Origin of the sequence: Butyrivibrio sp. VCD2006 (assembly GCF_000423925.1) — a bacterium.
Lineage (GTDB): Bacteria > Bacillota > Clostridia > Lachnospirales > Lachnospiraceae > Butyrivibrio.
This window is the reverse complement of record NZ_AUIX01000009.1, coordinates 21,268-35,461: the sequence shown is the minus strand read 5'-3', so window position 1 is coordinate 35,461 and position 14,194 is coordinate 21,268. Positions and strand designations below refer to the sequence as shown.

Annotated in this window: 14 protein-coding genes; 1 reads left to right on the top strand and 13 read right to left on the bottom strand. The window is 41.9% G+C overall.

The features are described from left to right. Positions 1–11 precede the first annotated feature (11 nt). From G586_RS0105970 to G586_RS0105940, 7 genes are all read right to left on the bottom strand, one after another. Positions 12–992 (bottom strand): phage tail tip lysozyme, encoded by a 981-nt coding sequence (locus tag G586_RS0105970; protein WP_026527014.1) that lies wholly within the window; start codon positions 990–992, stop codon positions 12–14. Positions 993–1,019: 27 nt separating this feature from the next. Further along, positions 1,020–1,799 carry a CheR family methyltransferase gene (locus G586_RS0105965; protein WP_026527013.1) on the bottom strand — a complete coding sequence of 260 codons (780 nt, stop codon included), beginning with the start codon at positions 1,797–1,799 and terminating at the stop codon, positions 1,020–1,022. Between the two features lie 180 nt (positions 1,800–1,979). Then, positions 1,980–3,113: a 30S ribosomal protein S1 gene (gene rpsA / locus G586_RS0105960; RefSeq protein ID WP_026527012.1), complete on the bottom strand. Its 1,134-nt coding sequence runs from the start codon at positions 3,111–3,113 to the stop codon at positions 1,980–1,982. Continuing rightward, positions 3,094–3,948 carry a 4-hydroxy-3-methylbut-2-enyl diphosphate reductase gene (gene ispH, locus G586_RS0105955; RefSeq protein WP_026527011.1) on the bottom strand — a complete coding sequence of 285 codons (855 nt, stop codon included), beginning with the start codon at positions 3,946–3,948 and terminating at the stop codon, positions 3,094–3,096. The genes rpsA and ispH overlap by 20 nt, the downstream gene beginning before the upstream one ends. A gap of 2 nt (positions 3,949–3,950) precedes the next feature. Next, a complete protein-coding gene (gene cmk, locus G586_RS0105950) occupies positions 3,951–4,613 on the bottom strand; it encodes a (d)CMP kinase (RefSeq protein WP_026527010.1) in 663 nt (220 codons plus the stop codon). A gap of 91 nt (positions 4,614–4,704) precedes the next feature. Next, a complete protein-coding gene (locus G586_RS0105945; protein ID WP_026527009.1) occupies positions 4,705–5,976 on the bottom strand; it encodes an NAD(P)/FAD-dependent oxidoreductase in 1,272 nt (423 codons plus the stop codon). A 21-nt stretch (positions 5,977–5,997) separates the two neighbouring features. After that, a complete protein-coding gene (locus tag G586_RS0105940) occupies positions 5,998–6,552 on the bottom strand; it encodes a TetR/AcrR family transcriptional regulator (RefSeq protein ID WP_026527008.1) in 555 nt (184 codons plus the stop codon). Positions 6,553–6,794: 242 nt separating this feature from the next. Between G586_RS0105940 and G586_RS0105935 the strand changes: the two genes are divergently transcribed. After that, positions 6,795–7,601 (top strand): hypothetical protein, encoded by an 807-nt coding sequence (locus tag G586_RS0105935; RefSeq protein ID WP_026527007.1) that lies wholly within the window; start codon positions 6,795–6,797, stop codon positions 7,599–7,601. A gap of 107 nt (positions 7,602–7,708) precedes the next feature. On the opposite strand, the gene G586_RS0105930 is transcribed toward G586_RS0105935, so the two are convergent. The 6 genes from G586_RS0105930 to gap all read right to left on the bottom strand — a co-directional run bounded on the left by G586_RS0105930 (position 7,709) and on the right by gap (position 13,893). Beyond that, positions 7,709–9,058: an NCS2 family permease gene (locus tag G586_RS0105930; RefSeq protein ID WP_026527006.1), complete on the bottom strand. Its 1,350-nt coding sequence runs from the start codon at positions 9,056–9,058 to the stop codon at positions 7,709–7,711. A 188-nt stretch (positions 9,059–9,246) separates the two neighbouring features. After that, positions 9,247–9,996 (bottom strand): triose-phosphate isomerase, encoded by a 750-nt coding sequence (gene tpiA, locus G586_RS0105925; RefSeq protein ID WP_026527005.1) that lies wholly within the window; start codon positions 9,994–9,996, stop codon positions 9,247–9,249. Positions 9,997–10,018: 22 nt separating this feature from the next. Next, positions 10,019–10,516: a shikimate kinase gene (locus G586_RS0105920; RefSeq protein WP_026527004.1), complete on the bottom strand. Its 498-nt coding sequence runs from the start codon at positions 10,514–10,516 to the stop codon at positions 10,019–10,021. Positions 10,517–10,622: 106 nt separating this feature from the next. Further along, positions 10,623–11,369 (bottom strand): triose-phosphate isomerase, encoded by a 747-nt coding sequence (gene tpiA, locus G586_RS0105915; protein WP_026527003.1) that lies wholly within the window; start codon positions 11,367–11,369, stop codon positions 10,623–10,625. Positions 11,370–11,391: 22 nt separating this feature from the next. Further along, positions 11,392–12,627, bottom strand: coding sequence for a phosphoglycerate kinase (locus G586_RS0105910; protein ID WP_026527002.1), 1,236 nt, complete (start codon positions 12,625–12,627; stop codon positions 11,392–11,394). A 240-nt stretch (positions 12,628–12,867) separates the two neighbouring features. Further along, positions 12,868–13,893, bottom strand: coding sequence for a type I glyceraldehyde-3-phosphate dehydrogenase (gap, locus tag G586_RS0105905; protein WP_026527001.1), 1,026 nt, complete (start codon positions 13,891–13,893; stop codon positions 12,868–12,870). Between the last annotated feature and the right edge of the window lie 301 nt (positions 13,894–14,194).

Below are 14,194 nucleotides of genomic sequence, written 5' to 3'. Positions count from 1 at the left end.
GTCATAAATGATCAGTACTTTTCAATCGATATGTCCTGCGGTGCTACCTTCTTAAGCATCTTTGTATATTCCTTTTTTACAGATTTCTTTACATAAAACACGGCATCGTCACTTATTCCTTTAAAGCATCCCTTTGAAAACGTCTTTATTTTCTTGGATTTTATGCTTATCTCTTTAAGATTCGAGCACCCTTTAAAGGCATTTTTTCCAATAGAAGTAACATTAGTTCCTATTGTCACCTCAGACAATATCTCATTTCCCTTGCACGCTTTAGGAGCAATAGAAGTTACCTTGGCAGTAACATGACCAATCCTCACCTTATTAGGTATCTCCAAAGCTGTCGCTTCTTTATCAGCCATTCCCTTAAAAGCAACTTCAAAGTCTCCTGTAGCTTTGAATATGCCCTTATCGGTCACATAGGTTTGTCCCTTATGAAGCTTTACCTTAACTCCCTTATACTTGGGCCAGTACTTCTCTTTTGCAAGATTTCCTCTTTCCTTTGCTCTTTCCGCTCTGTCAACAGGGATCTCGTAATAATAGCACCAGTCGTGTCCTGCATTGTAAGCTCCGGACTTTGAATTATTGACACTCTTTATAATCGATAGAGTATTTGGATAATATGTATTAAGCTCATATTCCAGATAGTAAAGCTGTCCTTCAAGCTCCCGCCAGTCATAATCATGGTCATCGCACCAGGCACGTAGTCTTGACATTCTATCTGCGTGCCACTGACATATCCCATAGCTTGTTCCGTTGTCGGCAAGGGCATCCTCTCTAAAGGATGACTCCTTTTCAATATTAGCAAGCACTCCACAGGATGCTGCATTATTGAATTCCATCTCTTCACGCAAAAAGAAAAATATCTTCTCTTCGTTGTTTTTCCCGTACAAAGATGCAGCCCTTACACCCATTGAAGGTGTAAGCAGACTGCATCCAAAAATAAACAATATTGCAAATAAAGCTTTTCCCCAAATTTTTTCCCCTTTTTTCATACCTCTAAATCCTCCTGGTGATTACTTTTACATCGGCTTCTCGTAATAGAATGAGCTCTTTCTGATAAATCCGATTTCCTTATAGTTTATGATCTGCTCGGTGCTACCGATAAACAATACTCCGCCCGGAGCAAGTGATGCATAATACTTTCTGAAAATCTCGTCCTTCGCTTCTTCAGTAAAATAGATAAGTACATTACGGCAAACGATAAGATGATAATCCTTCGGATAAGGCTCTCTTAGCAGATCAGCTTGCTTAAAGTTCACGCGCTTTTTAATGTCATCGCAAACGCGCCATTTATCGCCCTCCTGAGTGAGGTATTTCTTCTTAAGGTCCGCAGGGACTCCTGATACTTCCTTGGCGTCATAAACGCCTGCTCTCGCTTTCGCAAGGGCAACGGTATCTATATCCCATGCCATTACATTGATCTGATTAAGAGGCACATGATTGGATAAAAGCATAACAATAGTATATGGCTCATCACCGGTAGAACATGCTGCACTCCAGATTTTCAGATTCTTTCCAAATCTGTTCATGAGCTCCGGAACCATCTGCTTATCCATCAGATTCCACTGATCGATATTTCTGAAAAACTCAGAAACATTGATTGTCAGGTAAGTAATGAAGGTTTCTCTTGCAGTCTGATCCTTTTTAATCAGATCCATATACTGGTCATACCCCTTACATTCCGTCTTGCCTATAAGCGTATCAATTCTTCGTTTCATCTGTTTTTCTTTGTACGCATTAAGATCGATCTTTGTAAGTTTATAAACCTCGCCTTTAAACCACTCATAATCAACTGCCATTTTAGAACCCCCTCTTTGCAAATCAGAATAATGCACACCCACATAAAATGTGCATCTGAAGAGACTATAGTATAATTAAAGTATAACCAAAGGCAGTTTTTATGTAAAATAAAATAAATATAAACAAAATAAAGTAAAAAAGACTGTCGCTTTTTGCGACAGTCTTTATAATATCAATGATTATTCAGCGTCCTGCTCAGCGATAGCCTTCTCGATATCTACTGATACAACGTCACCGCTCTCCTCTGCTTCTTCCTTCTCAGGAGCTGTAAGAGCCTTGATGCTAAGGCTGATCTTGCGATCTGCTTCGTTGAAATCAACGATTCTAGCTGTAACTTCCTGACCGATGCTAAGTACATCTGAAGGCTTCTCAATGTGCTCTCTAGCGATCTGAGAAACATGAAGAAGTGCGTCGATGCCGGGCTCAAGCTCGATGAATGCGCCAAAGTCAGTCATTCTAGCAACCTTACCGGTTACTTCGTTACCAACAGCATACTTGGAATCAGCATCCTTCCAGGGATTCTCATCATCAAACTTTCTGGAAAGAGCAATCTTGTTGCCATCGATACCCTTGATCTGAACCTTAACAGTATCGCCAACCTTGAAGGTCTTCTTAGGATTCTCAACACGTCCCCAAGACATCTCAGAGATATGAAGAAGTCCGTCTGCGCCACCGAGATCGATGAATGCACCGAAATCTGTAACGTTCTTGACAACACCTTCAACGATATCGCCAACACCGATTGTCTCAAACAGCTTCTTAGCCTGCTCAGCCTTCTCAGCTGTGATGAGCATCTTGCGGTTACCGATATATCTTCTACGCTTAGGATTATATTCTGTAACTACAAACTGGATCTCCTGTCCTTCGTACTTGGAAAGATCCTTCTCGTATGTGTCTGATACAAGGCTTGCAGGGATGAAGATACGAACTTCATCAACAACAACTGTAAGACCACCATCAAGTACCTGTACAACCTTAGCTGTAAGTACTTCCTGATTGTTGTAAGCCTCTTCGATACGCTTGTTACCTCTGTCGAGGGCAAGTCTCTTGTATGAAAGGATAACCTGACCGTCTGCGTCATTTGTCTTAAGGACTTTGACATCCATTGTGTCACCTTCCTTAACAACCTGAGTCAGATCGATGCTGTTATCGTTACTATACTCGCTCTTAGTAAGTACACCATCTGATTTATAGCCAATGTTAAGAATAATCTCATCAGGCTTCACAGATATAACAGTGCCTTCAACGACCTCCCCCGTATGAATTGTTTTGAACGACTCATTGAGCATTTGTTCAAAAGATTGTTCTGACATGATTCTGAACCTCCTCGATAATGTTCTTTGGGGTGGACGCCCCGGCGGTAATACCCACTAGTTTAACCGCTTTAGGAAGTTCTAAATGCAAGTCATCCAGTGTCTGAATAAAATATGTATTTGCACACTTCTTACTGCATATCTCATACAGTTTCCTTGAATTAGAACTGTGCGCTCCGCCTATCACTATCATAGCATCGACTTTAGCGGCAATAGCTTCCGCTTCTGTCTGCCTTTCCTCAGTCGCACTACAAATAGTGTTCACAACATTAACATTGTAGCGCGTATCTGAAAATTTATCAACGGTTTCTTGAAATTTATTTGTATTAAATGTAGTTTGTGAAACAATACATATCTCAGTTCCCTCGGAAACTTTTAAATTTTCCGCTTCTTCCGGAGATTCCACAACAAAAACAGGACCTGTCGCATAGCTGACAATGCCGTCTACTTCGGGATGTTTTGCACTTCCAACCACAACTATTGTCTTGCCGTTTGCACTTTCCTTCTCGACTATGTCATGAATTCTTTTTACAAAGGGACATGTGGCATCCACATACTCAAGTCCCTGTGCTTCCATGATCTCATAGATTTCTTTTCTTATTCCGTGAGATCTTATGACAACTATACCTTCAGTGACCTTTTTAAGCTCTTCCACGCCCTCTATAACGCTGACACCTTGCTTCTCAAGATCAGCTACAACAGTTTCGTTATGGATAATCGGTCCGTAGGTATAAATCTTTTTGCCTTTATTCTTTTTTATCTGGTCATAGACCACATCTACAGCTCTTGTTACACCAAAGCAAAAGCCTGCGTGTTCAGCTAATATAACTTCCATGATTACTTCCCCTGGTAAAGTGAAATGATCTTATCCGCAACTTCGTCGATAGTCATATAAGATGAATCGATTTCAACCGCATCATCTGCTTTTTTAAGAGGAGAGTTTTCTCTTGTCATATCTCTGTGATCTCTCTCCTTGATGTCTGCTTCGATCTCATCGATATCACAGTTTTCTCCTTTTTCGATGAGCTCTTTATATCTTCTCTCTGCTCTGACTCTTGCTGAGGCAGTAAGATATACTTTCAGCTCGGAGTCAGGAAGGACAACTGTTCCTATGTCTCTTCCATCCATTACAACATTCGTTGTCATAGCCTGCTTTCTCTGGAGTTCAACAAGCTTTTCTCTGACCTTGGCATTAGCACTGGTCTTGGATGCCATAGCACTTACCTGTTCAGTTCTAAGCTGTGAATTTACATTTTCTCCGTTGAGGAAAACAACCTGCTCTCCATTCTCGTGTCCTATGGAAATATCAGCACTATCGATATTACTCTCTATCTGTGCGTTGTCATCTCCGGATACTCCGTTTCTGATCATATGTACTGCCATTGCTCTGTACATGGCACCTGTATCAATATAGATGAATCCAAGCTTTTTGGATACCATCTTTGCAATTGTACTTTTTCCTGCTCCTGCAGGTCCGTCTATAGCTATACTACTTCCCATTATTATTCTCCTGTTTCGCTTATTAAAATCCCCTCATCCGGCACTACATGCCGCCTTCCACCAAAAGGGAATGCTTTCTCTAAATCATGCTTCAATCAGTTGCTGCACACTCTCCGGCAAGATGTCCTGTGGACCAGGCTATCTGCAGATTGAAGCCACCGGTCTGAGCATCAACATCTATGACTTCACCGGCAAAGTAAAGTCCTTTGATTTTTTTTGACTCCATAGTGGAGGGATTGATGTCACTTGTTGAGACACCGCCTCGTGTGATGATTGCTTCCGGAAAACCGCGAAGCCCTTCTACTTCCATTTTGAGATTTTTGATCAATGATACAAACGAAAGTCTCTCGCCCCTTGTGACAGCATTAACCTGCTTCTCAGGATCAATGCCCGAAAGCTTTATCATAACCGGTATCATCTTTGAGGGAAAAAGTGCATTCAGGCAATTTTTAAATTGCTTGTTTTTGCCATTTTCAAACTCTCTCTGAAGCCGCTTATCAAGCTGTTCTTCAGTGAGTGCCGGCTTAAGATCGAGATGTATTATATATGAATACTTCTCTCCCTTCTTATCGGTTTCTTCATAATAACAACTGGATGTCAGAATAAGTGGGCCGCTTACTCCAAAATGAGTAAAAAGCATCTCACCGAATCCATCATATACGTATTTCTTTTTCTTGCCGGGACCACTTGCTGGTATCTGCTCAAGCTTTACTCCAACATTCTTAAGTGACAATCCCTGCAGCTCCTTGCACCACTCCTCCTTTATATTATATGGAACAAGTGATGGTGTGGTTTTTGTAACCTTATGCCCGAGCTCCTTGGCAAATTTGTAGCCATCGCCCGTTGAACCTGTTGAGGGATATGATAAGCCTCCGGTGCATACAATTACAGCATCGAATTCGCTTATTCCTGAATCCTCGGAAACAATGCCTTTAACCTTACCCTCTTCGTCCACCTGAATCCAGCGGACTTCATCCTGATATCGTATCTCTACATTGCTCTTTTTCAGAATTCGCACAAGAGTACTGATAATATCGGATGAATGGTCAGACACAGGAAAGACTCTGTCACCCCGTTCGGTTTTAAGCTTACATCCGTTATCCTGAAAAAGCCTCATTACAGCTTCGTTATCATAGCCATAAAGAGCACTGTACAGGAATTTTGAACCGTGTGGTATTTTATCAAAATACTCAGAAATATCGCAGGCATTTGTCACATTACATCTGCCCTTACCGGTTATGTATATCTTCTTACCCGGCTTCTCATTTTTTTCAAAAATAGTGACGGCTGCTCCGCTACTCGCCGCGGAAATAGCCGCCATCATTCCGGCTGCACCGCAGCCAATTACAGCAACTTGCTTCATAAAATACTAATTACTCCAAAATTAAGACAGTCTGAAAGCTTCATATGCTGACTCCAGCATTGAAACAGATTCAGCCTCCTCAAGGTCAAAATCACCGGTAACTGCCATACATCCGGCACCATGAATAAATATCCACATCTTCATGAAAAGCTGCTCAGCATCCGGAACGCCTCTATCCTTAGCCTTAGATACCTCACGAACAACATTTTCATCAGAACCGTTAACGATATCGTACATACTCATACCTTCAGTTGCGTCAGAGGATATGAAAAGCAGCTTAAAAAGATTAGGGTGCTTTTGTGCGAATGTGATATAGCTAAGTCCCAAATCGATGAAGGGTGTGTCATGGGCTGATTTTGCTTCTCTGCAATGTGCTTCAAAGGTCTGAACAGCCTTAGCAATTACATCCTTTTTAAGCTCATCCATATTCTCATAAATTCTGAAGATAGGCTGCGTTGAACATCCTGCAGCAGCTGCCAGACGTCTTGATGTGATCTGATCAAAACCTTCCTTTTTGGTTATTTTGAATGCCGCATTTACAATTTCTTCCTGAGTAATAGTGGCTTTTCTGGACATGTGCTTTCCCTCCGTTTCAGACTGTATAGTTTAATCGTATCATGCGTTATTATTTTATTGTTTTGAAAAGTTTATGTCAATTATTTATAGGGTTTCGAAATAAACTTTCGTTTATTTTGAAAAGTTTTGAAAATTATTTTCAGACAATAATATAAGTTGTCAGATAATTACAAAAGTGGTATAATCAATATAGGTTTCTATATACTTTTTGATGTTGGGAGTGGGGAGACAGGAGGTTTGCTATGGCAGATTTAAATGTTACAGTGGCTTTCGGTAATGAACGAATCCAGCCCTCAGTGACTGTTTCTACCACAAAAGCCGCAGAAACATTAAAGGAACAAAACAAGACTGCTAGTTCCAGAAAAGAACACATTAAAGAGGTTCTTGAAGATGTTATTGCTGTGTCCAAAGATGGCGATACCGCTCAGGCCAGTAAAAATGCCCAAGACAAGTTAAAAGAAAACGAAGAACTGGGCGACGTTAAGGAATTGAAGGAAAAGCCTTCAAATGAACCTTCAGCTGCAAAGAAGCTTTTGGATGAGATGCAGAAGAAGCAGGAAAGCAAACCCTCTCCTGCTGAAGAGCTAAAGCAAAATACAGAAAAGTTAAAAGACCGGATTTCCGAGAAAAAGGAAACTCCCGTCCAGGAAGCAAAAAAGGAAGATATCTTTGCAAAGAAGAACACTGCACCGGAACCTAAAAAACCGGCTGCCAAAGATCCTATGAATGCTCCAAAGAAATCTATCGAGAATTCATTTGATTCTTATACAGATGCGCAGCTGCGTCAGATGTACATCAAAGGTGATATCTCCCGTTATGATTATGACCATGAGATTTCAAACAGGGAGAAAAATAGTGACGTTCGGAGCACGGAAGAAAATGATGAACAAGTATTCCGTGAAGGTATCGTAAGAGCTCTTAAAAACGAGAATAAAGCAGAGCTTAGCGGTGATAATATCGAAAGAGCTTTTGATGAAGATGCCAATGAAAATATGCAGGCAGAGCAGCGAATGGCAATGATAGATGCAGCCGACGAACTTACAGGCTGATGAATAATTTAAAACAGGAGATTTTTATACAGATAGAGAGAGCGTACATCGGTTGTCTACTGGATGTGCGCTCTCTCTGTTTTTACTTTATCTAATAATTCCTCTTATTACTGGAAGTTAGTAATAAGTGCAGCTATGCGAACCGCAAACATAGCAAATACAATCCACATAACAGGTGAAACCTCTTTAGCCTTGCCGATGAGCACCTTAACTAATACCCATGCAAGAACTGCAAACATGATACCTGTAGCTATTGAATATGTAAGAGGCATCATAACAAGTGCAAGATAAGCACCGATTGTATCAGCAACATCACCATCAAAAGTAATGTTCTTAGCACTTGAAACCATAAGCATACCTACATAGATAAGTGCAGGAGCTGTAGCAAATGAAGGGATTGCAAGGAATATAGGGCTAAGAATAAGTGATACGATGAACATAACACCTGTTGTAAGTGCTGTAAGACCTGTGCGTCCGCCTGCAGCAACACCGGCACTTGACTCTACAAAGCTTGTTACTGTTGAAGTACCAAGGCATGAACCTGTAACTGTACCGATAGCATCTGACATGAATACGCTGCCAACCTTAGGAAGATTACCATCCTCATCAAGAAGTCCTGCCTTATCAGCAACACCTACTACTGTTCCTACTGTATCAAATATATCAACATAGAGGAAGCTGAATACGATAGCTATAAACTGAACAAAGTGTGATGCTGCCCATCCAAAGTCAAACTTGAATGCTGTGTCAGCAATTCCGCCAAGCTGAAGTCCGTTTGAGAAATCAGGGAATACATTGCCAGCTGTATACCAACCTGTAGCCTGAGCGATCATACCAAGAACCCATGTAGCAATGATACCGATAAGCACTGAGCCTGTTACTCTGAAGTGCTGAAGTACAACTATGATAACAACACCGATCAGGCAAAGAACTACATCAGCGTCAGCAAAGCTACCAAGAGCAACTGTTGTTGACTCGTCAGGAACTACTACATTAGCGCCTCTAAGACCTATAAATGCAATGAAAAGACCAATACCTGCTGAAATACCGAACTTAAGGTTCTGAGGTATGCTGTTGATGATCTTCTCACGGAATTTTACAAGTGACATAAGAAGGAAAATAATACCTTCTACAAATACTGCAGTTAAGCAGATTTTAAAAGCATTCTCTCCCTCGCTTGCAAGCTCTCCGAGACATACAGTGTAAGCAAAGTATGCGTTAAGACCAAGACCTGCAGAAAGTGCGATAGGATAATTTGCAAGAAATGCCATACAGAATGTAGCTATGGCTGATGCAATAGCAGTAGCAACAAATACACCACTGGGATTCATTACTGTGCCAAGAATACTGGGATTGACAGCGAGAATGTACGCCATCGAAAGGAACGTGGTGAGACCGGCAATAATCTCGGTTTTCACCGTAGTATTATGCTCCTCTAATTTGAAAACTTTTTCCAACATGTTACTTTCCTCCTTTTGCGGTCGAACCGCGTGTGCATGATGAACACATAAGATAACTTTTATCACTTTAATTTATAAAAGCCTTTTCAAATATATCATAATTTGAAAAGGCTTAAAAGAAGAAATTGAGCGATTTTAATTGATTTATTTTATACCCGAAAATCTACACCTGTAAAGAATACAAGTCACTTGCAATTTACTATTTTCCCAAATTCAGGCTTAAGTGATGCGCCGCCAACAAGCCCGCCATCGATGTCAGGCTGTGCGAAAAGCTCGGACGCATTGCCTGCATTTACAGAGCCGCCGTACTGGATGCGAACGCTCTGTGCTGTCGCATCATCATAGATTTCAGCTATGCAGTCACGGATAGCCTTACATACTTCCTCAGCCTGCTCTGTTGTAGCGGTTCTGCCAGTACCTATGGCCCAGATAGGTTCGTAAGCGATAACCATTTCTTCTACTTTTGAAGCCGGGATTCCATTTAAATCCGACTTTATCTGCATTCTGATAAAGTCAAGGGTGATGCCCATTTCTCTCTGCTCCAGAGTTTCCCCGCAGCAAAGGATAGGTGTGAGTCCATGCTCGAATGCCTTCTTAAGCTTCTTATTAAGTTCCTCGTCTGTCTCATGGAAGTATTCACGTCTCTCTGAGTGACCAAGAATAACATACTTCACACCTGCTTCTTTAAGCATCTGAGGAGATATCTCACCTGTATAAGCACCGCTCTCCTCGAAGTACATGTTCTGAGCACCTATTGCAATATTTGTGCCACGTGTTGCTGTTATAGCAGGAACAATGTCAATTGCAGGTACGCAGAAAACCACATCTACGTCGAGAGATTCTACAAGCGGTCTCAGTGTTGCGATAAGTTCTACGGTTTTAGCCGGTGTCATATTCATTTTCCAATTGCCGGCAACTATTCTTCTTCTTTCCATTTTTAAATCCTTCCAGTCATTTTCATACATTCGCAAGAATATCTGCGAGCACCTCTTCCATGGTGTTGTTCTTCTCATCTATAACAATATCTGCATATTGCTCATAAAGCTTGCAGCGCTCATTATAAAGAGACACAAGCGACTGTCCCTCCTTCATGACTACGCCTCTCTGCTTCACGTCACTTAGTCTCTTACTCAGGACTTCCATGTCCACTTTCATATATATCACTTTTCCAATATTCTTATAATGCTGCATTGCCTCGTTGCCATAAACAACGCTGCCGCCGGTCGCTATAACAGTCTTTTGAACTTCAATACCGGCATTTACTCTATTCTCAATATTTATAAAGCCGTCAATACCTTCCGTTTCAATAATCTCAGAAAGCTTACGACCCTCTTTTTCCTGAATCACTATATCCGAATCTATAAAATTATAGCCAAGAATCTTGGCAAGTATAACGCCGACTGTACTCTTACCTGATGCCGGCATTCCGATCAGAATGATGTTATCTTTTTTCATAATGCTCTCCTAAATCACCCTAAGGTGATTACTTAAAAGAAACGGATTCAATTGGATTAATTTCCAAATTGAATCCGTTCCATAAAATCTAAATCAGTTTATCTTATCAAGCGTTAACGATCTTGCCAAAGTCAGGCTTAAGTGAAGCGCCACCGATAAGACCACCATCGATATTGGGCTTAGAAAGAAGCTCTGCAGCGTTGCCAGCGTTCATAGATCCGCCGTACTGGATGCGAACTTCATCAGCTGTAGCCTGATCATAAAGCTTAGCGATAAGCTCACGGATAAGTCCGCAAACCTCTTCAGCCTGATCAGCTGTAGCTGTCTCACCTGTTCCGATAGCCCAGATAGGCTCATAAGCGATAACAAGCTTCTTAACCTGGTCAGCTGTTACGCCATCGAGATCCCATGTGATCTGTCTCTCGATCCACTCCTTGTATGTGTCAGCCTTACGAAGTGCAAGGGACTCACCACAGCAAAGGATAGGTGTAAGGCCTGATGCAAATGCCTTCTTAACCTTCTGGTTGATAAGGATATCGTTCTCACCGAAGATGTCTCTTCTCTCTGAGTGACCGATGATAACATACTCTACTCCAGCATCCTTAAGCATAGGAGCTGAAATCTCACCTGTGTAAGCACCGCTATCAACGATGTAGAAGTTCTCTGCTCCTACGTGTACGTTTGTGCCCTTAACAGCCTCTACTACAGGTACAATATCGATAGCCGGAACGCAGTAAACTACGTCAACAGCATCATTCTTTACAAGATCTTTAAGCTCTGCGCAAAGAGCTACTGCCTCGCTGGGAGTCTTGTTCATCTTCCAGTTGCCGGCAATTATTCTTCTACGTGCCATTTTTATTCTCCTTAAAAAGTGATTACTTATCGTCTGCTGCAACTACGCCAGGAAGCTCCTTGCCTTCAAGGAACTCGAGGGAAGCGCCACCACCTGTTGAGATGTGGCTCATCTTGTCTGCAAAGCCAAGCTGATTAACTGCTGCTGCACTATCACCACCACCGATGATTGTTGTAGCATCTGTCTCAGCAAGAGCCTTAGCAACAGCCTTTGTACCTTCAGCAAGTACAGGGTTCTCGAATACACCCATAGGTCCGTTCCAAACAACTGTCTTCGCACTCTTTACAGCGTCTGCGAAAAGCTCTCTTGTCTTAACGCCGATGTCAAGGCCTTCCTTGTCAGCAGGAATTGCATTTGACTCAACGATAGCTGTCTCGATGTCAGGATTGTCGATAGGATCCGGGAAGCCGCCAGATACAACTGTATCAATAGGAAGAAGAAGCTTCTTGCCATTCTTCTCAGCCTTCTCCATCATTTCCTTACAATAATCGATCTTCTCGTTATCAACAAGTGAAAGACCAACCTCATATCCCTTAGCCTTAAGGAATGTGTAAGCCATACCACCACCGATAATAAGTGTATCGCACTTCTCAAGAAGGTTATTGATAACGTTGAGCTTATCAGCAACCTTAGCACCACCAAGGATTGCTACGAAAGGACGTACCGGATTCTCAACAGCGTTGCCGAGGAAATCGATCTCCTTCTGCATAAGGTAACCAACTGCACAGTTGCCACCCTTCTCACGAACATACTTTGTAACAACAGCTACAGAAGCATGTGCTCTATGAGCAGAACCGAAAGCGTCACATACATAATCATCACAAAGATCTGCAAGCTCTTTTGCGAAAGCTTCGCCTGCATCTGAAGGCTTTGTCTCTTCCTTGCCACGGAAACGTGTATTCTGAAGAAGAACAACATCACCCTCGTTCATAGCTTCAACAGCAGCAGTTGCATCAGCACCTGTTACGTTGAAATCTGCTACAAACTTAACGTCCTTACCAAGCTTAGCAGAAAGGCTCTTTGCTACAGGAGCAAGAGACTCACCATCGTTGGGGCCGTTCTTAACCTTACCGAGATGTGAGCAAAGGATAACCTTGCCGCCATCAGCGATAAGCTTCTTGATTGTAGGAAGAGCAGCGTTGATACGTGTCTCGTCTGTGATCTCGCCGTTCTTAAGAGGTACATTGAAGTCGCAACGAACAAGTACTCTTCTGCCCTTTGCGCTGAAATCGTCAACTGATTTCTTATTAAGTGCCATTTGTTTATCCTCCTGGAATTTTAATAATGAAGTTCTGCTCTCGCTTACGCTTGACAGAACCAGCTTATTCACTAAATTCGAAAATACCTCATTAAGTGAATAACCTAAAATGAGGTCCGGTCCATTAGGACCGGACCTCACATAAGATCTCTTTAAATAGTTCATAAGGAAGTTCGACTCTCGCTTGCGCTCGATCGAACTAAGTGCGCACCATGCGCTCGCGAATACCTCGCGCGGTGCTTACTTAACGAACTTCTCGAAGTACTTGATTGTACGAACCATCTGAGATGTGTAAGAGTTCTCGTTGTCATACCATGAAACAACCTGAACCTCGTAAAGGTCGTCACCAATCTTTGTTACCATTGTCTGTGTAGCATCGAAGAGTGAACCATATGTCATTCCAACGATATCAGAAGATACGATTTCGTCCTCGTTGTAACCGAATGTCTCAGGATCAGAAGCCTTCTTCATAGCCTCGTTGATGCTATCCTTTGTAACTTCTGTGCTGCTCTTAACTACAGCGAAAAGAAGTGTTGTTGAACCTGTCGGAACCGGTACTCTCTGAGCAGCGCCGATGAGCTTGCCGTTGAGTTCAGGAATAACAAGGCCGATAGCCTTTGCAGCACCTGTGCTGTTAGGAACGATGTTAACAGCGCCTGCGCGAGCTCTTCTAAGGTCACCCTTTCTCTGAGGTCCGTCAAGGATCATCTGATCACCTGTGTAAGCATGGATTGTTGCCATGATACCAGACTGGATAGGTGCATAGTCGTTAAGAGCCTTAGCCATAGGTGCAAGGCAGTTTGTTGTGCAAGAAGCTGCAGAGATGATGTTGTCATCTGCTGTAAGTGTCTCGTGGTTAACGTTATATACAATTGTAGGAAGATCATTTCCTGCAGGAGCAGAAATAACAACCTTCTTAGCACCAGCGTTAATGTGTGCCTGAGCCTTATCCTTAGATGTGTAGAAACCTGTACACTCAAGAACAACGTCTACACCGATCTTGCCCCAAGGAAGGTTATTAGCATCAGCCTCCTTGTAGATCTCGATCTCTTTACCATTAACTGTGATTGAGTGATCGCTGTATGAAACCTTGTCAGCATACTTGTACTTACCCTGTGAAGAATCATACTTAAGAAGGTGTGCAAGCATCTTAGGATCTGTAAGATCGTTGATTGCTACGATCTCTGTTCCCTCGTGCTCAAACATCTGTCTGAATGCAAGACGACCGATACGGCCAAAACCATTAATTGCTACCTTTACTGCCATTTTAAGTCCTCCTAAAATGATATTAAAAATTTTATTTGCTGTTACTAATTCTTTACAACTGATTGTCAAAAATTTGACAGCACATTTATTCTATCTGAAATCTTAGCAATTTTCAAGTAATCCGATAAGAAAATCACAAATTAATCACGAAAAAGTTTGAATTTACTAAATACAGTTTTTAATTATACGAAAAAAGTTTTATTGTATATAAATTTGCCCCGGAAATATTCCGGGGCAGGGATAAATTTACATAATAATATCGGAAGTTCTGCTCTCGCACTTCGTGCTCGCCAACACTAAG

Excerpts from the sequence above, each read along its gene's own strand:
- G586_RS0105970 (WP_026527014.1), bottom strand. The coding sequence starts at position 992 with ATGAAAAAAGGGGAAAAAATTTGGGGAAAAGCTTTATTTGCAATATTG.
- G586_RS0105965 (WP_026527013.1), bottom strand. The coding sequence starts at position 1,799 with ATGGCAGTTGATTATGAGTGGTTTAAAGGCGAGGTTTATAAACTTACA.
- rpsA (WP_026527012.1), bottom strand. The coding sequence starts at position 3,113 with ATGTCAGAACAATCTTTTGAACAAATGCTCAATGAGTCGTTCAAAACA.
- ispH (WP_026527011.1), bottom strand. The coding sequence starts at position 3,948 with ATGGAAGTTATATTAGCTGAACACGCAGGCTTTTGCTTTGGTGTAACA.
- cmk (WP_026527010.1), bottom strand. The coding sequence starts at position 4,613 with ATGGGAAGTAGTATAGCTATAGACGGACCTGCAGGAGCAGGAAAAAGT.
- G586_RS0105945 (WP_026527009.1), bottom strand. The coding sequence starts at position 5,976 with ATGAAGCAAGTTGCTGTAATTGGCTGCGGTGCAGCCGGAATGATGGCG.
- G586_RS0105940 (WP_026527008.1), bottom strand. The coding sequence starts at position 6,552 with ATGTCCAGAAAAGCCACTATTACTCAGGAAGAAATTGTAAATGCGGCA.
- G586_RS0105935 (WP_026527007.1), top strand. The coding sequence starts at position 6,795 with ATGGCAGATTTAAATGTTACAGTGGCTTTCGGTAATGAACGAATCCAG.
- tpiA (WP_026527005.1), bottom strand. The coding sequence starts at position 9,996 with ATGGAAAGAAGAAGAATAGTTGCCGGCAATTGGAAAATGAATATGACA.
- G586_RS0105920 (WP_026527004.1), bottom strand. The coding sequence starts at position 10,516 with ATGAAAAAAGATAACATCATTCTGATCGGAATGCCGGCATCAGGTAAG.
- tpiA (WP_026527003.1), bottom strand. The coding sequence starts at position 11,369 with ATGGCACGTAGAAGAATAATTGCCGGCAACTGGAAGATGAACAAGACT.
- G586_RS0105910 (WP_026527002.1), bottom strand. The coding sequence starts at position 12,627 with ATGGCACTTAATAAGAAATCAGTTGACGATTTCAGCGCAAAGGGCAGA.
- gap (WP_026527001.1), bottom strand. The coding sequence starts at position 13,893 with ATGGCAGTAAAGGTAGCAATTAATGGTTTTGGCCGTATCGGTCGTCTT.